The following is an 18863-nucleotide window of genomic DNA, read 5'->3' as shown; positions in this document are numbered from 1 at the left end:
CCAGATGAAACACGCAACTGCTGAAATCATTCGTGAATATGGCCCGTTTGCCGATGTCGACCACGTGTGCGGCGTCACCTGGGACGGCGAAAAGGTCTGGTTCGCATGCAACAGCAAAATCAACGCCCTGGACCCGGAAAGCGGCAAGTTGCTGAGCTCGATTGATGTCGCTGCCCATGCCGGCACCGCGTTTGACGGGGAGCACCTGTTCCAGATCGCCGAAGACCGCATCCACAAGATCGACCCCCGCACCGGTCGCATCCTCTCGACGATTCCTGCTCCCGGTGCAGGCGCCGATTCGGGGCTGACCTGGGCCGAAGGGACGTTGTGGGTGGGCCAGTACCGCGAACGCAAGATTCACCAGATCGACCCCGAGAACGGCAAGATCCTGCGCACCATCGAATCCAACCGTTTCGTCACCGGCGTGACCTGGGTGGACGGCGCGCTGTGGCACGGTACGTGGGAAGGCGATGAAAGCGAACTGCGCCGGATCGATCCGCAAACGGGCGAAGTGCTGCAGAGCCTGAAAATGCCCGAAGGCGTGGGCGTGTCGGGGCTGGAGTCCGATGGTGGCGAGCGGTTGTTCTGCGGTGGCGGCGATAGCGGCAAGGTGAGGGTGGTGCGCCGGCCTGCCTGAGGCGCTGCTGCCAAGTCACCAAGTACAACCTGTGTGGGAGCGAGCCTGCTCGCGAATGCAGAGTGTCAGGCAACATCAATGTTGACTGATTTGACGCCATCGCGAGCAAGCTCGCTCCCACAGGGTTAGTGGATGTACGCAAAATCTGCGAGCAACCGAAATCACTGTGGGAGCGAGCTTGCTCGCGATAGCGGTGGGTCAGTCGATATCAATGTTGAATGTGCTGACCTCATCGCGAGCAAGCTCGCTCCAGCCACTCAGTCCGTTCGTGGATGCTGATCGTTGATGTCGTACCAATCCGCTTTCGAGCTGACAAAAACATGTTTTTGCTTGTTTGGTCGTAACGGCGTATCCAGCGTACCGAGGGCAATCGAAATCCACTCGGAAAACGCTCCGGTCGAGTCAGTCCAGAACAATGAAGATCCGCAGTGAGAACAGAACTGCCGTGTGACACCCCTGGACGATTCATACGCCTTCAGCGAATCTGCGCCGGTCATGATGCCAAGCGCCGAGGCGGGTGCGCTGGCATAGGTTGCAAATGCAGCCCCATGGCCCTTTCGGCATTGGCTGCAATGGCAATGGGTGACGGCTTTCAGCTTGGTCGACAAGCGATATTTGACGGCGCCGCAGAGGCAACTGCCGTGGTGAAACTCATCCATGTAAAGTCATCCGTGGATCGATAGTATTTTTCCGTCCAGCCATGTTTTCTGCTGGTCGAAATCGGTCTAAAAGCCCGGTTGGCAAATGTGTCTGTTTTGCTATCCTCAAAACTGTAGGTGAAGACGCAGACTGATGCGCAAAAGGATAGCAAGGAGACGTGGGGCGCGTTCCGAAGGGTACACGGTTAGAAAGATCCCCGCGCTGGGATCCAGCCCTTATGCCGTGTGAAGCAGAAGAGTTCCATTACAGTTTCACGACTCTTTTGTGGGAGGCCTGATAAACCTTGTAAGCCGGAGACCAGCACCGGCCACCTACTTGTTACATTCACCCACAAAGCCCGCTCAATGCGGGCTTTTCAATGCCCGCAAGGTGGGTCCGGTCAGCGGCTCAAGGCGCGCCAAACAGCATCGTCCAGTAAACACCGTTGTCGCTGCGCGCGTTGGCGGCGTAAGCGGCACCGACCTGGGTGAACATCGGGTTCATCAGGTTGGCGCAGTGCCCGGGGCTGGCGAGCCAGCCGGCCATGGCCTTGCTGGGTGAACCTTGCCCGGCGGCGATGTTTTCACCGATCTGCCGGCCACGGTAGCCAGCGGCCCTGGCGCGGTCGGAGGGCATGTCACCGTCGGCGTCCTGGTGGGCGAAATAGTTACCGTAGGCCATATCCTTGCTGTGGCTTTGTGCCGCGGAGCCCAAGGCTGCACTCCAGGACAGCGGTCGTGCGGCGGCGAAACGCTGGCGACCACACAGGCGCGGTTTGGCCCGGGCTGCGTTGACCTGAGCCAGCAACGCCTGAGCGGCGCTGCGTGGATCGCCTGTTTTCCCGTCGAGCACCGGCCGTGCCAGCACCACTTGCCACTCACTTCCGGCGCGGCTGACGCCGATGTCGGCGTATTGATTGTCGAGCAGTGCCGCGCAGTGCTCGTCCTGGAACATATCGAAGGCTTCTTCGGCATCCCGTGCACCCACCACGCGGATGGACCGCACCATGGTGGCCTGATAGCCGGAAGCCTTTAACCGGTCCCGCAACCCACCGCCATAGCCAACGGGCAGGGCCAGGTTCGACTTGAGCGTCAGGGGTGATAAGCGTTGCGTGGGCCGCCGGTCGCAGCGTTGCGGATGGGCGCGATAGTCGTTGATGGCGTCTACCAGTTGCCGTTGCCCATCGGCGTGGGCGGGGCTTGCAAAAACGGGGAGCAGGGAAAACAGGCACAGCGAAGATAAGCGCAAGGCAACGGCGGTTTGGCGCATGGACGGACAACTCTGATGAGATGACAACGAAGAAAGTGGGGAAAAACGCTGGGCTATGACTGGTGCCTTGAAACAAGGTTCACGGCGGGCAGCTGTCTATTTGCGGGCGAAGCCATGAGTCCGACGAAGGGTGTCAGGTCGTCGGAAACCGGCAGCAACGGTTGTCACGCCAGCGCTAGGCTGGCTGATCGGTATTGCCTGAAGCAGGCTCTGTCGCGACGTCCGGGGTTTCGCTCGGACGCAGCCTGAAGCGACAGACATGCCCGCCGCGCACCATGCACTCGCTGTGCTCGACTTCACCGCCGCCCAACGCGCCAATCAAGGCCAGGTCCAGTTCGCAGACCACCGGGTGGGCAGCGGCCAGGCGATGGAACACGCAGTTATGCGCGACGATTTCCGGGGTGCCGCCTGAGCGAAAAAACACCTCGGCTTCGTAGCCCGCCTGGTTCATGTGCTGCACGATCCTGGCTTCATCCACGACCTGCTGTTCACGGTCCGAAGCCAGTTTGCGGCCCATGCTGCGCATCAGCGAGGCCAGGGCTTCAGGGCCGATGATGGCAGCGACTTCATCAATCAATACGCTGGCCAGTAGCTGATAATGGCGAGGGAACTGCTCCCGCGCGTGGTCGGTGAGCTGATACAACTGCTCGGGGCGACGGCCCGTCGGCCGGGTTTCGCCGCGCAGCACCAGAGCGTCACGCTCCAGCGCCGCCAGGTGTTGGCGGATCGCCGTGCGCGTGACTGCCAGGTGCTCAGCCAACTCGTCAATGCTCATGCCGCCCCCATGGTGCAGCAGTGCGTTGAGCAGGTCCTGCTGTGTTCGGCCCAGTCCTTCCAGCATGGTGTGCCCTCGCGCGATATCAGAACTTGTCCGGGAATTGCTTGACCAGCGCGCCGGTCAAGGCGTCGGCCAGGGCCAGGATGTGCGTGCGCATCATCGCCCAGGTGCGGGCTTCGCCGGTGTAATCGTGTGCCGAGAATTCATCGATCTGGGCGACGTGGTGACCGCCATGGGCCGACAACATGTTGACCAGCGTGGCTTCAGGCAGATTGGGGTTGGCGGTGGCCAGGAAAGTCGCAATCGCCTTGGCATTGCCGGTCAACTCGGTGATGGCAGCCTGCTTGCCTTTCGCGTCTTTCGCGACGGTGGCATCGCTGTAGTGTTTCACCGCGCCCCAATGACCGGCAAGCAGCTTGAGCAACTGATCGGCTGCCGGTTGGCCGTAGAGCGGGGCGATGCTGTTGGCGATTTTGGTGGCGTTGTCGACCACCTGGTCCGCCGCCACTTTGGCTTGCTTCTGGTCGGCGGATTGATTGGCCAGCGCGTAGTTTCTGATCCAGAAAATGTGTTCTACCCAAAGGTCGCGAAGGGCCAGGCGCGTGGTCAGCGCGGGGCTGTCGGCAGCGGCAGGTGAGGCGGCAGGCGTCTGGCTCCAGACCGGTTGCGCACAGAAAGCCAGCAGGAGCAAAGCCAGGATCTTGATATTCATGACGGCACCCTCTGAGAGTGGGAATGTTCGACAATATCAATATAGGCATAAAAATATGTTTTTATTGGGCGTGGATGAACTCTCGGATTAACGGTCGTATTTCGTCATGGGAAAGGCACGTTGCACTCAGGTTTTACAACCCTTCACGCAGACGTTTGAGGTAGTCGGGGCTGTCACTGATCGAGTTATGGCCCGTCCCCGCAATGACCTGCAATGACGCCACACCACGGGTGAAGTGACTCAACAGGCGCTCGGTGCTTGAGCGCGCAATCACCTCGTCATGCTCGGCCGCGATCAACAATGTCGGCACGGTGATGCGGGCGGCGTACCGCCAGGACTGAAACTTGTCCTTCAACAACCAGCGCACCGGAAACCAGCGGAACTGACGGGCGGCGAGCCCTTCGAGGCTGTTGTAGGGCGTGATCAGCACCAGTCGCGCCGCCGGGCGCTCGCTGGCCAGGCGCACGGCCACCCCGGAACCCAGGCTGCGTCCGACCACTGCCACATGCGGATGGCTGGCATGTACCTGGTCGAACAAGGTGATGGCATCGCGGGCAATGGCCTCTTCGGAAGGCGAGCCGGAACTCCCGCCATAACCCCGGTAATGCAGCAGATACAGGGCGTAGTCAGGGAACGCTTGGGAGAACCCGGGCAGGTTGCGCGAGACGTCTTCGGCATTGCCGCCAAAATAAATCAGCGCGTTGGGCCCCTCGTGCGGTCGGATGGACACCAGCACCTGTGCGTCGGCAGTCGGCAGGGTGAGCAGCGTCGCGGCAGTCCCGACGGCGCGCGGTTGCGGGTAGTAAATCAGCGCTCGCTGGAAAACGAACAGCGCCACGCACAGCGCCAGGTACAACGCAGCGACGATGACGACGAGTAACAACAGGGTGCGCGACATTCGACTAACGTTAGTGGGCGGCATTGACTGCTCGGGGTTTGAAAATGGCTGGCGCCACAAGGCTTTCTGAGTGTAGTCAATCGACCCTTGGCGCGGGTTATCCGTATTGTCGGCGCAACAGGCCGGACCCTGGCGACTGGTGAGAAGCGTTTTATGAGCCATCCTGTGGGGTACACCCGTAGAGCAATACTCGCGCTGGCTGCCGGTGCTTCGGCGGTCTTCACGTTCGGTCAGGCGGGGGCACAACCCGTGCCGTCGACGGGAACAGGAGGCAAGACCATGCAGACCCGCGCCATTCCTTCCAGCAACGAGTCCTTGCCGATCGTAGGGTTGGGCACTTACCGAGGTTTCGATGTCGAGCCTTCGGCCTACAAGGACTTGCCCGCAGTGCTGGACGCGTTGTTCGAGAAGGGTGGCAAGCTGATCGACAGCTCGCCGATGTACGGTCGCGCCGAACAGACCACCGGCGACCTGCTGTCGATCCATGAGCCGCGCTCGCCGGCCTTCCTGGCCACCAAGGTGTGGACCCGGGGCCGCGAAGAAGGCATCGCGCAGATGGAACAATCCTTCGCCCTGTTGCAGACCGACCGGATCGACCTGATGCAGATCCACAACCTGTTGGACTGGCGGACGCACCTGCCGACCCTGCGCCACTGGAAGGAAGCTGGGCGCATCCGCTACATCGGCATCACCCATTACACGGCGTCGGCCTATGAAGAAGTGGAAGCGGTACTCAAGGCCGAGCCCGTGGATTTCTTGCAGATCAACTACGCCCTGGATGATCGCGGCGTAGAGAAACGCCTGCTGCCGTTGTGCCGCGAGCGGGGAGTGGCGGTGATCTGCAACCGGCCGTTTGGCGGTGGCGGCTTGCTGGCCAAACTGAAAGATAAGCCGCTGCCAGGCTGGGCGGCGCAAGTCGGAGTCAAGAGTTGGCCGCAACTGGCACTGAAGTACCTGCTGTCACATTCGGCGGTGACCTGCGTGATTCCCGGCACCGGCAACCCGCGCTACATGGCGGAAAATGTCCGGGCCGGTTTCGGCCCGATGCTCACCGATGCCCAGCGTCAGCAACTGATTGCGCTGGTGGGCTAGCGACGTGTTCAACCCGTTGCGGCGAGTCGCCGAACCTCTCCTATACTGAGTCGCGTCCATGCCGTTGAAAGCGCATTCGCTGCCCTGACGGCGTCCCTGTCCATCACTGCAAGGAGATCGAACATGGCTATCCGCATTGGCGACGAAGCACCGGATTTCACCGCCGACACCACCGAAGGCACCCTCAACTTTCACCAATGGATCGGCGATGGCTGGGCCATCCTGTTTTCCCATCCCAAGGATTTCACCCCGGTGTGCACCACCGAACTGGGTTACCTGGCCAAACTCAAACCGGAATTCGACAAGCGCAACACCAAGGTCCTGGGCCTCAGCGTCGACCCGGTCAGTGACCACAACCGTTGGGTCGGTGACATCGCCGAGACCCAGGGCACGGCGGTGAACTACCCGCTGATCGGCGACGAAAACCTGGTGGTGGCCAAGCTGTACGACATGATCCACCCCAATGCCAGCGGCGGCGCGCGCACGGCAGTGGACAACGCCACGGTGCGTTCGGTGTTCATCGTCGGCCCGGACAAGAAGGTCAAGGCCATGCTGATCTACCCAATGAGCGCAGGGCGCAATTTCGACGAAGTGCTGCGTCTGCTTGATTCCCTGCAACTCAATGCCAAACACACCGTTGCCACGCCAGTGAACTGGCGGCCGGGTGAAGATGTAATCATCCCGACCTCGGTGTCCGATGAAGACGCGAAGAAGAAATACCCGGATGGCTTCAAGACCCTGAAGCCGTATCTGCGGACCGTGGCTCAGCCGAAGTAGTCACCAACAGTCATACCGCCATCGCGAGCAAGCTCGCTCCCACACTGGATCTCCAGTGAACACAAGATCTGTGTGCGACAGAGATCCATGTGGGAGCGGGCTTGCTCGCGAAGGGGCCAGCCCCGGACTTCCAGTCAAACCAGATACTTGCGAAACCACCCCAACGTCCGCTCCCACGCCAGTTTCGCCGCCGCCTCGTCGAAGCGCGGCGTGGAGTCGTTGTGGAAACCATGATTGCAGCCCGGATAAATGTAGGCCTCATAGGTCTTGCCCCCGGCCTTCAACGCTTGCTCATAGGCGGGCCAGCCTTCGTTGATCCGCGTGTCCAGTTCGCCGTAGTGCAGCATCACCGGGGCCTTGATCCGGGGCACTTCCTCGGCCGTTGGCTGACGGCCATAAAACGACACGGCGGCCTCCAGTTCCGGGTAGGCCACCGCGGCGGCGTTGGTCACGCCACCGCCATAGCAGAACCCGGTGATACCGACTTTTCCCGTAGCGGCAGGGTGTTTCATCATCCATTCGACGGCTGCGAAAAAGTCGTTCATCAGCTTTTCCGGGTCGACCTTGGCCTGAAGCTCGCGGCCCTTGTCGTCATTGCCCGGATAACCGCCGACCGAACTCAGGCCGTCCGGGGCGAGGGCGATGAAACCGGACTTGGCCAGCCGCCGGGCCACATCTTCGATGTAGGGGTTGAGCCCGCGGTTTTCGTGCACGACCACCACTGCTGGTACTTTGCCGGTGGCTTTGGCCGGACGCACCAGATAACCGCGAACCTGGCCGTGGCCCTTGGGCGACGGGTAGGTGATGTACTCGGCAATAATCTCCGGATCGGTGAAGGAGACCTGCTCGGCCAGCGCATAGTTGGGGCTTAGCGCGGCGAGCAGGGCTCCAGCGGTCAAACCGCCGAAGGTAAACAGCGCCGCACGGTTGAGAAACTCCCGGCGGTTGATCTTGCCGTGGGCGTAGTAGTCGTACAGTTCCAGCAGTTCGGGGGCGAAGTCTTTTGCGGTTAGACGGGTCATGGATTCAGCTCCTCTCGTCTGGTTTAACGCGGCCCCTGTGGGAGCGGGCTTGCTCGCGAAAGCGGTCTGTCAGACAGCAATGTCTTCGACTGACACTCTCTCTTCGCGAGCAAGCCCGCTCCCACAGGGAAAAGGGTGAAGCCAACATTTCATTTCAGGCTCTGCGCCCCAGCCTTCGCTACCTGCGCATCCTGTTCAGGCTTGACGCCCGACACCCCGACAGCGCCTATCACCTGCCCATCAAAAACAATCGGCACGCCACCCTCAAGCGAAGTCAGCAAGGGTGCCGAGAGGAAAGCGTAGCGCCCGGCGTTGACCATGTCCTCATAGCTTTTCGACTCGCGCCGCCCGAGGGCTGAGGTGCGCGCCTTTTCGGTGGCGATGTAGGCACTGCCTGGCGCGCAGCCATCGAGGCGTTCGAGGGCCAGCGGGTGGCCGCCGTCATCGACTACCACTATGGTCACGGCCCATTGATTGGCCTGTGCTTCGGCGCGGGCGGCGGTGAGGATCTGGCCGACTTCGGCCTGGCTCAGGACAGCTTTGCGGTTCATGGGCATCTCCAGGGTTCGGTTACGGCAAGTTGGCTTCGACCAGTTCGATCCAGTGCCGCACCGGGGTTCGCCCTGCGCCGTCGAGGTGCGACTGGCAGCCGATGTTGGCCGTGACAATGACCTCGGGATGGCCGCTTTCCAGGGCGTCGAGCTTGTTGTCGCGCAGTTGTCGCGACAGTTCGGGCTGGGTGAGCGAATAGGTGCCCGCCGAGCCGCAGCACAGGTGCCCGTCGGGGACAGACGTCAGGTTGAAACCGAGTCCGGTCAGCAGCGCTTCCACGGCACCGCCGAGTTTCTGCCCGTGCTGCAGGGTGCAGGGGCAATGGAAGGCCAAGCGTTGCGAGGCGTGGATGCCGAGTTGCTCCAGCGGTTCGTCGCGCAACACTTCCACCAGATCCCTGGCCAGCGCACTGACCTTTTTCGCCTTGTCGGCATAGGCCGGGTCGCTGGCGAGCAGGTGGCCGTAATCCTTGATGAAGGCGCCGCAACCGCTGGCGGTCTGCACAATCGCCTCGGCGCCTTTTTCCAGGCTCGGCCACCACGCGTCGATGTTGCGCCGGGCACGATCGAGGCCGGCGGCCTGGGCGTCCAGGTGGTAGTCCACGGCGCCGCAGCAACCGGCTTCGCGGCTCGCGATGACGCTGATCCCCAACCGGTCCAGTACCCGCGCCGCCGCGGCATTGGTGTTGGGTGACAGGCTGGGCTGCACGCAACCTTCGAGCATCAGCACCTGACGCTCGCGCAGGGTCATGGGTCGCGGTTTGGCCGGGTATGCACTGCGCGGCAATTTGCTTTGCAGGGAGTCGGGCAGCAGTGCGCGGAACACTTGGCCGCCATTGATCAGGCTTTTAAACAAATCCGGATGCGGCACGGTCTGCCGCAACCCTTCGCGCAACAGGCGCTGACCGAGCGGGCGTGGCACCGCCGCATCGACCACCGCCCGCCCGATGTCCAGCAGGTTGTGGTAGTCGACGCCCGACGGACAGGTGGTTTCGCAGTTGCGGCACGACAGGCAGCGGTCCAGGTGCTGCTGGGTCTTTTGCGTGACGTCGTTGCCTTCCAGCACCTGCTTGATCAGGTAAATGCGACCCCGTGGTCCGTCCAGTTCATCGCCGAGCAATTGATAGGTCGGGCACGTGGCATTGCAGAACCCGCAGTGCACGCAGGTGCGCAGGATGCTTTCGGCTTCTGCGGCGCGGGGCAATTGGCTGGCGCGTTCACTCAAGGTCGTCTGCATGGTTCAAAGCTCCGCGTACAGGCGTCCGGGGTTGAAGATACCCCGTGGATCGAGCTGTTGTTTCAGGTTGCGGTGATAGCGCATCAGGGCCGGGGGCAGAGGCTGGAATGGAGTGTCGGTCAGGCCATGGCTGAAGCAGGTGGCATGGCCACCGACCTCGTCGACGACCTGGCGGATGTACGCCGCTTCGGCATCGGATTTCAGCCAGCGCTGGGCGCCCCCCCAGTCGATCAACTGGCGCCCCGGCAACGACAGAAGCGGCGTGTTGTGCGGCAGTGACAGGCGCCAAAGCGGTTGGTCTTCATCGAAGAAACTCAAGCGCTGTTCGTTGAGATCGTCCCACCAGCAAGATTCCAGCCGTTCGCCCCCGAGGCGCTCATGGGCCGCCGATACCGAACCTTCACCGCCCTCAAGCCGCAGGTGCAGGCGTGAACCGTCGTGACATGCCGCGCTGATCGGCAACGGCTGCTGGCCCCATTCCGCCAGGCGCAACAAGGCCCGTTCGGCGTCCATTTCCAGGCCGATACTGAGGCACTGCCGGGGTTTGGGCAGCACTTTGAGGGAAACTTCGGTAATCAGCCCGAGGCTGCCGTAACTGCCGGCCATCAGGCGCGACAGGTCGTAGCCGGCGACGTTTTTCATCACCTCGCCACCGAAGCGCAACAGCTTGCCTTGCCCTGTGATGACCCGCGTGCCGAGGACGAAATCGCGCACCGAACCGGACCACGGGCGTCGTGGCCCGGACAGCCCGCAGGCGATCATGCCGCCGACGGTGGCGCCGTCGCCGAAGGACGGTGGCTCGCAGGGCAGCATCTGTTGCGCGGCGTCCAGCACCTGCGTCAGTTGCGACAACGGTGTGCCGCAACGGGCGGTGATCACCAGTTCAGTCGGGTCGTAACTGACGATACCCCGGTGCGAGCGGGTGTCGAGAATTTCCCCGGCCGTGGTGCGGCCGAGAAAGGCTTTGCTGTTGGAACCCTGGATGCGCAAGGGCGTGGCGTTTTCCAGCGCCTGATTGACCTGTTCCAGCAGTGACTGGCTGTCATCGAAATCTTCAGGGCCGTGCATCAGAAGCGCTCCAGCTCGGGGAAGGGCAATTGACCGCCATGTATGTGCATGGCACCGAATTCGGCGCAGCGGTGCAGGGTCGGAATGTTCTTGCCGGGGTTGAGCAGGCCGCTGGGGTCGAAGGCGGCCTTGATGGCATGGAACAGGGTCAGCTCATCGCTGTTGAACTGCGCGCACATCTGGTTGATCTTCTCGCGGCCCACGCCGTGTTCACCGGTGATGCTGCCGCCGACTTTCACGCACAACTCCAGAATCTTGCCGCCCAGGGCTTCGGCTCGATCAAGTTCACCGGGTTGATTGGCATCGAACAGGATCAGCGGGTGCATGTTGCCGTCGCCGGCATGGAACACGTTGGCCACCCGCAGGCCGTATTCGTTCGAAAGCTCGGCGATGGCGTGCAGTACGCCGGGCAGTTCGCGACGGGGAATGGTGCCGTCCATGCAGTAGTAGTCCGGCGAGAGGCGACCCACCGCCGGGAAGGCATTCTTGCGCCCGGCCCAGAACAGCACGCGCTCGGCTTCGTCCTTGGCCTGGCGTAACTCGGTGGCGCCGGCCTGTTGCAGTACCTGGCGCACCCGGTCGCAGTCATCTGAGACATCGGCTTCAACACCATCGAGCTCGCACAGCAGAATGGCCTGGGCATCCACCGGATAACCGGCGTGGATGAAGTCCTCGGCGGCGCGGATGGCCAGGTTGTCCATCATTTCCAGGCCACCGGGGATGATGCCGGCGGCAATGATGTCGCCGACGGCGCGCCCGGCTTTTTCCACGGAATCGAACGCCGCCAGCAGCACTTTGGCGGTCTGCGGCTTGGGCAGCAGCTTGACCGTGACTTCGGTGATCACCCCGAGCAGGCCTTCGGAGCCGGTGAACAGCGCCAGCAGGTCGAAACCGGGGGCGTCGAGGGCGTTGGAGCCCAGGCTCAGGTGCTCGCCATCAACGGTGAGGATGTCGACCTTGAGCACGTTGTGCACGGTCAGGCCGTACTTCAGGCAGTGCACGCCACCGGCATTTTCCGCGACGTTGCCGCCGATGGAACAGGCGATTTGCGACGACGGATCCGGCGCGTAATACAGACCGAAGGGTGCCACTGCCTGGGAAATCGCCAGATTGCGTACGCCGGGCTGAACCCGTGCGGTACGGGCGGCTGGATCGATGTGCAGGATGTTGTTGAAGCGCGCCATCACCAGCAGCACGCCTTTCTCCAGGGGCAACGCGCCGCCGGACAACCCGGTGCCCGCGCCCCGGGCCACGACGGGGACGCGCAGTTCATGGCAGACCCGCAGCACCCCCTGGACTTCGTCGATGGATCGGGGCAGCACTACCAGCATCGGCGTGGTGCGGTAGGCCGACAGCCCGTCGCATTCGTAGGGCTTGGTTTCCTCGCGCTGATGCAGGATCTCAAGAGCTGGCAAGCGGGTTTGCAGGGCGTGCAACAGCGCCTGTTTGTCGACGTCGGGCAAGGCACCGTCAACGCGTTCATCGTAGAGAATGTTCATCGGCGCTCGACACTCGTTTTGTTGATGCGTGAGGTCTGTTTTCGCGGTCCACTGTCTTAATCATTGGCCCGTCAGGCTCAGCTGTCCATGGGATCGTTGTCTGCTCGACGTACCACCACTCACTGTGGGAGCGAGCTTGCTCGCGATAGCGGCAGACCAGTCGACATCTATGTTGAATGACACTCCGCCATCGCGAGCAAGCTCGCTCCCACAGGGATCAATGTCCGCCCACCACCATATGGCTGAACGGTGCGACGTAGGCCTGCAGCGTCACCAGGCCACCGACCAGGATCGCCAGCACAATCGAGTGGAAGAATACGTAGCGCAGGATTTCCCCTTCATGGCCGTACCAGCGGGTGGCGGTGGAGGCGACCACGATCGACTGGGCGTCGACCATCTTGCCCATGACCCCGCCGGAACTGTTGGCGGCAGCCATCAACACCGGGCTGATGCCCAACTGCTCGGATGTCACCCGTTGCAGGCCACCGAACAGCACGTTTGACGCGGTGTCTGAACCTGTCAACGCCACGCCGAGCCAGCCGAGCAGGGTGCCGAACATCGGGTAGAAAATGCCCGTCGCGGCGAAAGCCAGGCCCATGGTCGCATCCAGGCCCGAGTAGCGCGTGAGGAAGCCCAGCGCGAGCATCGCCGCAATGGTGATCAGCGAATAACGCACCACCCACAAAGTGCGCAGGTACTGGTGAATCAGTTGCGGGATCGAGTACCCCATCAGCAAACCGCCGACAATCGCCGCCAGCAGAATGCCGCTGCCGGTGGCGGTGAACCAGGTGAACTTGTACACCGCTTCTTCGGTTTTCGGCGCGGCCACCACGGGCGGGACTTTCTCGACCTGCAAGTGCAGGGTGGTGAAGGTCACGACCGGCGCAAACAGCGGGTTCGCCTCGCGCATCGGCTTGCCCTGAGGATCGAGCTTGGCGGCACTGGTTTGCGGGTCGATGGCGGGGCGGGTGTCGAAGGTGTTCTTGAAGCCCTGGGTGCCCCAGATGAACACGAAGACCGTGAGGATGAGCCACGGCATCCACGCCCGCATCACTGCCGGTTTTGCTTCATTGGCAAAGGTTGCAGTGGGTACAGGCTTTTCGTCGTGCTCGGCGTCGATCTTCGAGTTGTCGACCCGGCCGGACAGGGCGGCGGAGGTATGCACGGTGGCCGGTTTCCACACCTTGAGGAAACCGGTCAGGCAGGCCATGGAAATCAGTGCGGCGATCACGTCCACCAGCATCGGCCCGTGATAGTTGGACACCAGGAACTGCGGCACGGCAAAACTGACCCCGGCCACCAGGATCGCCGGCCAGATTTCCACCATCTTGCGCCAGCCGGCAAAGGCCCAGATCAACCAGAACGGCACCAGCACCGAGAAGAACGGCAACTGCCGGCCGACCATCATCGACAGCTCCATTTCATCCAGTCCGGTGACCTTGGCCAGGGTGATGATCGGTGTGCCGAGGGCGCCGAACGCCACGGGGGCGGTGTTGGCGATCAGTGCCAGCCCTGAAGCGGCGAGCGGCGAAAACCCCAGCCCGATCAGAATCGCCCCGGTCACCGCCACCGGCGTACCGAAACCGGCGGCGCCCTCGAAAAACGCCCCGAAGCAGAAGGCGATCAGCAGCAATTGCAGGCGCCGGTCATCGGTGATGCGCGCCAGGGAGTCTTGCAACACCTTGAACGAACCGTTCTCGGTGGTCAGGCGATGCAGGAAGATGATGTTCAACACGATCCAGCCAATCGGTAGCAGGCCGTTGGCCGCACCGAACAGCGCCGCGGAACCGGCCATGTTCGCCGGCATGCCGAAGGCGAAGATCGAGATCAGCAAGGCCGAGGCCAGGGCGAGCAACGCCGCCAGGTGCGCCTTGATATGAAAAAACGCAAGGGACGCCAGCATCACCACCACCGGCACAGCCGCCATGAGCGTTGAAAGCACCGGGTTACCGAACGGATCGTAGACTTGCTGCCAGACCATGTTCCACCTCTGCTTTTTATTGTTGGACGTGCAGATCCCCAGGGGGGAGGTGGCCTTGAGTATAGGTGGCATTGCGCCGCTGTCAGGGCGGGCCTCCGGTCCTGCCAATCGGCGCATTCCGGAGGGCTGAGCTAGCATGGCCAGTAGGGTTTGAATTCAGTCAGGGGAGCAATGCAGTCATGACCGAGCGCCATTTGGAGCACAAGGAAACGCTATCGAACGGATGCAACATCAAAGTCAAGGCAGAGATATTGAAGGACGGTTCGTTGGGTATGTTCATCGGTGTCTATCGGCCGGACGGCTCGGCCATCGATGAGAACCACGACCCGCGGCCGCACATGCTGGACATGGAAGCGGCGATGGATTGGGGGATTGATATTGCCAAGGGGATCGGCAATAGCCAGCGAACGTTGTGAGCGGTTGCCGTCCGTGCCCGGGCGACCGGCGGTCGCTGTCAGAACCCGAACGAACGGGCCGAGCCTTTTGCCAGTTCGACGTCCAGCAGATGCTCGACCAGCACGTCATTCAAAAAACGGAACTGATCATTGAGCCCGACCACTTCGTTGCTGAAGTGATGATCGGCTGCCGGGATCAGCAACGCCTCGAACTTCTCGTCGAACAGAAGAGTCAACTCTTTACGTGACTCGAATTCCTGCGCGTAGAAATTGTTGCCGAACACCGGAAAACGTACGGCGAGGGTGACAGTGTGAATCATGATGTTTGTTCCTCGCTCAGGACGTACCAGGCAAACACACTCAATGTGAACGCCGTCAGGGCCAGGCAGGTCAGCAGATGGATCAGCATGAGGTTCCCCTCCGATTCGGGGTTTCGTGTTGGCTTGGAATTGATCCTACGCTGACGGCGTTCAAGCGGAAGGCAATCGCGGCGATGGTGAATATCGACGCCAGTGATGGTGGTTTTTGTGTTGTTGATGCGGACCCCTTCGCGAGCAAGCCCGCTCCCACAGGTTCACCGCCAACCAGGGTGGGAGCGGGCTTGCTCGCGAAGGCGGCCTCAAGGGCACAGCCACCTATACTTAAACCGATGGTTTCGAGTGTCGGGCATTTCGTCCGGTGCACACTGCGGGAAGTCGCAATCTTGAGCCTGCGTTCGCTGATCGTCGCCGTGCTGGTGGTGTTGGCGGGGTGCGCCACACCGCCGCGTGCGCCAGTGGAAGTGGCGCCGGTCATCGTCTCAACGAGCACCTGGCAGCAAGTGGACCGGGAGATCGTCGCTGCGTCGCAGTCAGCCACCGAGCAGACCAGAATCTACGCCCGCGGCGCCATGGAGTACTGGCGCACACGGGTCTATGAGTTGACCGAACAAAATTTCATTCCGTGGTTCAGCAGCTACTGGACCCAGGAATGGCTGTCGGTGAAGGTCAGCTGGTACACCCTCAGCGCCAAGGGTGAGCAGGACGCATCGGAAAAACGCCTGGCGGCGTACCTGCTCGAAGCCTATCAGGAGAAGGTCCTGGCCCCGGCGGCATTGGAAGTCGATCCCGATGCGATTCTCGGTCTGGCAGCGGCGTTCTACGTCGACATCCTCAAGGAAGAGCTGCAGAAAATCTCCACCCGCCACGGCGTGCCGATGGCCCAGCTCAACGGGCGCATCCAGAAAATCCCGGCCATCGCCCTCGGGCCGCCGCCGGCGCGGGACGCTTCGTTGTACCAGATCGTGCACACCGAATCGCTGAACACCTTGCCGGCCTTCGCCGCGCTGGTCGACAAAATCCACAAGGCCGGTGGCGACAAGGGGGTGGGCTCGACCGACACCGCGATGGCGCCGGTGGCCAGGCGCGCCAGCCGGCGGATGGAAGCCGAGATGGCCCCGCGCGGGGCCGCCAGCGCCGTGGCCGCGGCAGCCGGGAGACTCGCCGGTGGCTTGATCACGATAGGGGTGGCGGGCATTCGCGCACTGATTCAGGCCAATGACCGGCCCGACAGCGAGGCGCTGATCCGCAGCAGCCTGGGCAATACCTTCGACAAGGCCTGGCTCAAACTGGTGCAGAACCCGACCACTGGCGTCATGGCTGGCACGCTTTACATGGCGGGGCAGATCGAAGGCAGCCTGGCGGTGCGTACCGAACCGCCGGTCGGTTTGAGTACCGGCACTGTCGATTGGACGCCAGCGCAATCGACTACCCAGCAGAACACCCCATGACCCAAGGAGAAATACTCATGTCTTATGTCGATGGTTTTATCGCTGCCGTACCCACCGCCAACCGTGAGCAATACATCAAACACGCCGAAATCGCCGCCTCGATTTTCAAGGAAAACGGTGCCTTGAGCGTGGTCGAATGCTGGGGCGAGGATGTCCCGGAAGGCAAGGTCACCTCGTTTCCAATGTCGGTGAAACTCAAGGAAGGCGAAACCGTTGCCTTTGGCTGGATCGTCTGGCCGGACAAGGCCAGGCGCAATGCCGGAATGGACAAGATGATGCAGGACCCGCGCATGAAGCCGGACGTCAATCCGATGCCCTTCGATGGCCAGCGCATGGTGTACGGCGGGTTCGAATTGCTCCTCCAGGCCTGACGCCGCACGCGGGATCACTCCGGCGTCGGGGTGATCCTGCAACTCTTGCGCTGGCGGATCTCGTCGTCCGTCGGCCGCTCGCGGATGAACTCGAAGCGCGGCTCGCCTTCGCTGTAGTGCACCAGCCAGCCCCATTCCAGCTTGAGTTCATCCTGGCCGGGCTCGGGCGGTCTGGCCCACCATGGTTCCTTGCTGATGATCTGTCGCATGGCCCCCTCCGGTTTTTCGGGATGCTAGAACTATAACGCGCCTGCCCCACGATGCCAGAAATGCGCTGGCCGGCAGGCGGGTGTTGAGTACACTCAGGCAGTCTTCCCACGAGGTGCCCGGCATGAACGACGAATCCCGCGAGCCGTTCAAGCGTCTGTTCTTTGCGCTGAACTGCGCCCCGGCCCAGCGCCGGGAGATAGCGCAGTGGCGCAGTGCGCTGCAACTGCGCAACGGACGGCCGGTGCCGGCGGAAAACTTTCACCTGACGCTGAAGTTTTTGGGGGCGGTGGGCGCGGCGCAGATTGCTGATATCTGTACCGCTGCGGCGGCGATCCGTACACCGGGCGAGCGCTTGACGGTGGTGCTGGATCGGCTGGACGTGTGGCGCAGGGCAGGGGCGCTGGTGCTCGCGCCGGAGCAGGCGCCCCCCGGCATTGTTGCGCCTGGTGTATGCCCTGGAACAGGCGATGTTGCCGTTCGGGCTGGAGGAAGCGCCAAGGGAATACCGTCCGCATCTGACCCTGGCACGGCAGTATCGGGCACCGGTGCCGGAGTCCGCAACGGCGCCGGAATTCTTCCTGCGTGCCGACCGGTTCACCCTGTTCGAATCCCACAAGGGCCGCTATCGGGCGCTGGCTGAATGGCCTTTGATCGATCCCCAATAAAAAAGGCGCCCGAGGGCGCCAAAATTCACCTGAACCGAGGGAGCCAGGTGAGGCCGTTCTACTTGCAGGAGAGGCAGCGGTGGTAAGGCGCTGCGTGAACGGAAAATGTTGAACCCCACCGCTCCCACATTAGGTAGGTGGTGTTCTGGATTACTGGCCCAGCTTCACCTTGGTCCAGCCACGGGTCATGATCCGCTGGACGGCAATCGGCTGGTCCGGCACGGCATAGAGCGTGGCCATCACCGCTTCCGGCGGGTAGGAGCCCGGATCGTTGCGGATCGCTTCATCGACCAGTGGCGTGGCCGCAGCGTTCGCGTTGCTGTAGCCGATGTTGTTGGTGATGTCGGCAATCACGTCGGGGCGCATCAGGAAGTTCATGAACAGGTACGCGTTCTCGACGTTGGCGGCATCGCGCGGGATGGCGAGCATGTCGTAGAAACTGGCGGCGCCTTCTTTCGGGATGCTGTAGTCGATCTTCACCTTGTCCCCGGCCTCCTGGGCGCGGGCCTTGGCCTGCAGCACGTCGCCGGAGTAACCGACGGCCACGCAGATGTTGCCGTTGGCCAGGTCCGAGATGTATTTCGACGAATGGAAGTACGCCACGTTCGGGCGAATCTTCATGAACAGCGCCTCGGCTTCGGCGATGTGCTGTTTGTCCTGATCGTTCACCGGGTAGCCCAGGTAGTGCAGGGCGGTCGGGATCATTTCAGTCGGCGAGTCGAGGAAACTGATGCCGCAGGCTTTTAGCTTCTCGGCGTTTTCCGGTTTGAACAGCAGGTCCCAGGAGTTGGTCGGGGCGTTGGCGCCGAGCACCTCCTTGACCTTCTGCGGGTTGAAGCCGATGCCGATCGAACCCCACATGTACGGGATGGCGTGGGCATTGTCGGGATCGCTCGCGGAGGCGTTTTTCAGCAGCACCGGGTTGAGGTTTTTCCAGTTCGACAGCTTCGACTTGTCCAGTTCCTGATAGACACCGGCCTTGATCTGCTTGGCCAGGAAACTGTTGGACGGCACGACGATGTCGTAGCCGGATTTGCCCGCCAGCAGGCGTGCCTCAAGGGTTTCGTTGCTGTCGAAGACATCGTAGGTCACCTGGATGCCAGTCTCGTCCTCGAATTTCTTGACGGTGTCCGGGCCAATGTAATCCGACCAGTTATAGACGCGCAGAACCTTGTCATTGGCCTGGGCGCCGGTGGCGATTGCGCCCAATAAGGACAGTGTCAGCAGAGTCCTGCCAAACATTTTCATCGGTACAACTCCATTTTTTTTCAAGATCACACGGCAAACATTTGTG

The 18863-nt window shown here is 62.0% G+C and carries 20 protein-coding genes and 1 pseudogene; 7 read left to right on the top strand and 14 right to left on the bottom strand.

Translation table 11 applies throughout. The features are described from left to right. Positions 1-4: 4 nt before the first annotated feature. Positions 5-637 carry a glutaminyl-peptide cyclotransferase gene (locus KGA98_RS18060; RefSeq protein WP_090457930.1) on the top strand — a complete coding sequence of 211 codons (633 nt, stop codon included), beginning with the start codon at positions 5-7 and terminating at the stop codon, positions 635-637. A 257-nt stretch (positions 638-894) separates the two neighbouring features. Here KGA98_RS18060 and KGA98_RS18055 read toward each other — a convergent pair whose 3' ends face one another. From KGA98_RS18055 to KGA98_RS18035, 5 genes are all read right to left on the bottom strand, one after another. Then, entirely contained in the window at positions 895-1296 is a 402-nt protein-coding gene (locus KGA98_RS18055) for a GFA family protein (protein WP_223502981.1), read from the bottom strand. 388 nt (positions 1297-1684) lie between these two features. Continuing rightward, positions 1685-2545: a CAP domain-containing protein gene (locus tag KGA98_RS18050; protein WP_223502979.1), complete on the bottom strand. Its 861-nt coding sequence runs from the start codon at positions 2543-2545 to the stop codon at positions 1685-1687. A 175-nt stretch (positions 2546-2720) separates the two neighbouring features. Continuing rightward, positions 2721-3386 carry a helix-turn-helix transcriptional regulator gene (locus tag KGA98_RS18045; RefSeq protein ID WP_223502976.1) on the bottom strand — a complete coding sequence of 222 codons (666 nt, stop codon included), beginning with the start codon at positions 3384-3386 and terminating at the stop codon, positions 2721-2723. Between the two features lie 19 nt (positions 3387-3405). After that, entirely contained in the window at positions 3406-4035 is a 630-nt protein-coding gene (locus KGA98_RS18040; RefSeq protein WP_223502975.1) for a hypothetical protein, read from the bottom strand. A gap of 133 nt (positions 4036-4168) precedes the next feature. After that, on the bottom strand, positions 4169-4957 hold the full coding sequence (locus KGA98_RS18035) for an alpha/beta hydrolase (RefSeq protein WP_154947398.1): 789 nt from the start codon (positions 4955-4957) through the stop codon (positions 4169-4171). 129 nt (positions 4958-5086) lie between these two features. Here KGA98_RS18035 and KGA98_RS18030 point away from each other — a divergent pair, with 129 nt between their 5' ends. Both KGA98_RS18030 and KGA98_RS18025 read left to right on the top strand, forming a co-directional pair. Continuing rightward, on the top strand, positions 5087-6025 hold the full coding sequence (locus KGA98_RS18030) for an aldo/keto reductase (protein WP_223502973.1): 939 nt from the start codon (positions 5087-5089) through the stop codon (positions 6023-6025). 123 nt (positions 6026-6148) lie between these two features. Beyond that, positions 6149-6802 (top strand): peroxiredoxin, encoded by a 654-nt coding sequence (locus KGA98_RS18025; protein WP_056727305.1) that lies wholly within the window; start codon positions 6149-6151, stop codon positions 6800-6802. 134 nt (positions 6803-6936) lie between these two features. Here KGA98_RS18025 and yghX read toward each other — a convergent pair whose 3' ends face one another. The 6 genes from yghX to KGA98_RS17990 form a co-directional block, all read right to left on the bottom strand. Beyond that, positions 6937-7824: a YghX family hydrolase gene (gene yghX / locus KGA98_RS18020; RefSeq protein WP_223502970.1), complete on the bottom strand. Its 888-nt coding sequence runs from the start codon at positions 7822-7824 to the stop codon at positions 6937-6939. A gap of 149 nt (positions 7825-7973) precedes the next feature. Next, complete coding sequence (locus tag KGA98_RS18015; RefSeq protein ID WP_223502968.1) at positions 7974-8375, bottom strand: heme-binding protein; 402 nt, start codon at positions 8373-8375, stop codon at positions 7974-7976. 19 nt (positions 8376-8394) lie between these two features. After that, the gene (gene glcF, locus KGA98_RS18010) at positions 8395-9612 is read right to left on the bottom strand and encodes a glycolate oxidase subunit GlcF (protein ID WP_218497698.1); all 1218 of its coding nucleotides are present in this window, start codon (positions 9610-9612) and stop codon (positions 8395-8397) included. 3 nt (positions 9613-9615) lie between these two features. Then, positions 9616-10680, bottom strand: a complete 1065-nt coding sequence (glcE, locus tag KGA98_RS18005; protein WP_223502966.1) for a glycolate oxidase subunit GlcE — start codon at positions 10678-10680, stop codon at positions 9616-9618. Further along, positions 10680-12179, bottom strand: a complete 1500-nt coding sequence (glcD, locus tag KGA98_RS18000) for a glycolate oxidase subunit GlcD (protein WP_223502964.1) — start codon at positions 12177-12179, stop codon at positions 10680-10682. Before glcD ends, glcE begins: the two co-directional genes overlap by 1 nt. 217 nt (positions 12180-12396) lie before the next feature. After that, positions 12397-14160: an L-lactate permease gene (locus tag KGA98_RS17990; protein ID WP_150814589.1), complete on the bottom strand. Its 1764-nt coding sequence runs from the start codon at positions 14158-14160 to the stop codon at positions 12397-12399. Positions 14161-14339: 179 nt separating this feature from the next. On the opposite strand from KGA98_RS17990, the gene KGA98_RS17985 reads away from it, so the two are divergent. Beyond that, positions 14340-14576, top strand: a complete 237-nt coding sequence (locus KGA98_RS17985; protein ID WP_223502962.1) for a hypothetical protein — start codon at positions 14340-14342, stop codon at positions 14574-14576. Positions 14577-14614: 38 nt separating this feature from the next. Here the strand turns inward: KGA98_RS17985 and KGA98_RS17980 are convergent, their stop codons facing one another. Beyond that, positions 14615-14875: a hypothetical protein gene (locus KGA98_RS17980; protein ID WP_090456182.1), complete on the bottom strand. Its 261-nt coding sequence runs from the start codon at positions 14873-14875 to the stop codon at positions 14615-14617. Positions 14876-15258: 383 nt separating this feature from the next. On the opposite strand from KGA98_RS17980, the gene KGA98_RS17975 reads away from it, so the two are divergent. Together KGA98_RS17975 and KGA98_RS17970 are read left to right on the top strand one after the other, a co-directional pair. Next, the gene (locus tag KGA98_RS17975) at positions 15259-16323 is read left to right on the top strand and encodes a hypothetical protein (RefSeq protein WP_223502960.1); all 1065 of its coding nucleotides are present in this window, start codon (positions 15259-15261) and stop codon (positions 16321-16323) included. 17 nt (positions 16324-16340) lie between these two features. Next, positions 16341-16694, top strand: a complete 354-nt coding sequence (locus KGA98_RS17970; RefSeq protein WP_090456179.1) for a DUF1428 domain-containing protein — start codon at positions 16341-16343, stop codon at positions 16692-16694. Positions 16695-16708: 14 nt separating this feature from the next. Here the strand turns inward: KGA98_RS17970 and KGA98_RS17965 are convergent, their stop codons facing one another. Next, a complete protein-coding gene (locus KGA98_RS17965; RefSeq protein ID WP_056727280.1) occupies positions 16709-16903 on the bottom strand; it encodes a hypothetical protein in 195 nt (64 codons plus the stop codon). Positions 16904-17025: 122 nt separating this feature from the next. Here KGA98_RS17965 and thpR point away from each other — a divergent pair. Beyond that, positions 17026-17569, top strand: a pseudogene (gene thpR / locus KGA98_RS17960) (RNA 2',3'-cyclic phosphodiesterase). Between the two features lie 150 nt (positions 17570-17719). Here thpR and KGA98_RS17955 read toward each other — a convergent pair. After that, positions 17720-18817: a polyamine ABC transporter substrate-binding protein gene (locus tag KGA98_RS17955; RefSeq protein ID WP_150814395.1), complete on the bottom strand. Its 1098-nt coding sequence runs from the start codon at positions 18815-18817 to the stop codon at positions 17720-17722. Positions 18818-18863: the final 46 nt, after the last annotated feature.

The sequence above is a fragment of the Pseudomonas sp. BF-R-24 genome, assembly GCF_019947335.1.
Lineage (GTDB): Bacteria > Pseudomonadota > Gammaproteobacteria > Pseudomonadales > Pseudomonadaceae > Aquipseudomonas > Aquipseudomonas jessenii.
This window is presented reverse-complemented; position numbering and strand designations above follow the sequence as displayed.

Bases quoted from the DNA above. Each gene is read 5' to 3' on its own strand.
- glcF (WP_218497698.1), bottom strand. From the start codon at position 9,612: ATGCAGACGACCTTGAGTGAACGCGCCAGCCAATTGCCCCGCGCCGCA.
- KGA98_RS17970 (WP_090456179.1), top strand. From the start codon at position 16,341: ATGTCTTATGTCGATGGTTTTATCGCTGCCGTACCCACCGCCAACCGT.
- KGA98_RS17965 (WP_056727280.1), bottom strand. From the start codon at position 16,903: ATGCGACAGATCATCAGCAAGGAACCATGGTGGGCCAGACCGCCCGAG.
- yghX (WP_223502970.1), bottom strand. From the start codon at position 7,824: ATGACCCGTCTAACCGCAAAAGACTTCGCCCCCGAACTGCTGGAACTG.
- KGA98_RS18060 (WP_090457930.1), top strand. From the start codon at position 5: ATGAAACACGCAACTGCTGAAATCATTCGTGAATATGGCCCGTTTGCC.
- KGA98_RS17955 (WP_150814395.1), bottom strand. From the start codon at position 18,817: ATGAAAATGTTTGGCAGGACTCTGCTGACACTGTCCTTATTGGGCGCA.
- KGA98_RS18030 (WP_223502973.1), top strand. From the start codon at position 5,087: ATGAGCCATCCTGTGGGGTACACCCGTAGAGCAATACTCGCGCTGGCT.
- KGA98_RS18050 (WP_223502979.1), bottom strand. From the start codon at position 2,545: ATGCGCCAAACCGCCGTTGCCTTGCGCTTATCTTCGCTGTGCCTGTTT.
- KGA98_RS17985 (WP_223502962.1), top strand. From the start codon at position 14,340: ATGACCGAGCGCCATTTGGAGCACAAGGAAACGCTATCGAACGGATGC.
- KGA98_RS17990 (WP_150814589.1), bottom strand. From the start codon at position 14,160: ATGGTCTGGCAGCAAGTCTACGATCCGTTCGGTAACCCGGTGCTTTCA.
- glcD (WP_223502964.1), bottom strand. From the start codon at position 12,179: ATGAACATTCTCTACGATGAACGCGTTGACGGTGCCTTGCCCGACGTC.
- KGA98_RS18045 (WP_223502976.1), bottom strand. From the start codon at position 3,386: ATGCTGGAAGGACTGGGCCGAACACAGCAGGACCTGCTCAACGCACTG.
- KGA98_RS18025 (WP_056727305.1), top strand. From the start codon at position 6,149: ATGGCTATCCGCATTGGCGACGAAGCACCGGATTTCACCGCCGACACC.
- KGA98_RS18040 (WP_223502975.1), bottom strand. From the start codon at position 4,035: ATGAATATCAAGATCCTGGCTTTGCTCCTGCTGGCTTTCTGTGCGCAA.
- glcE (WP_223502966.1), bottom strand. From the start codon at position 10,680: ATGCACGGCCCTGAAGATTTCGATGACAGCCAGTCACTGCTGGAACAG.
- KGA98_RS18035 (WP_154947398.1), bottom strand. From the start codon at position 4,957: ATGCCGCCCACTAACGTTAGTCGAATGTCGCGCACCCTGTTGTTACTC.
- KGA98_RS17980 (WP_090456182.1), bottom strand. From the start codon at position 14,875: ATGATTCACACTGTCACCCTCGCCGTACGTTTTCCGGTGTTCGGCAAC.
- KGA98_RS18015 (WP_223502968.1), bottom strand. From the start codon at position 8,375: ATGAACCGCAAAGCTGTCCTGAGCCAGGCCGAAGTCGGCCAGATCCTC.
- KGA98_RS18055 (WP_223502981.1), bottom strand. From the start codon at position 1,296: ATGGATGAGTTTCACCACGGCAGTTGCCTCTGCGGCGCCGTCAAATAT.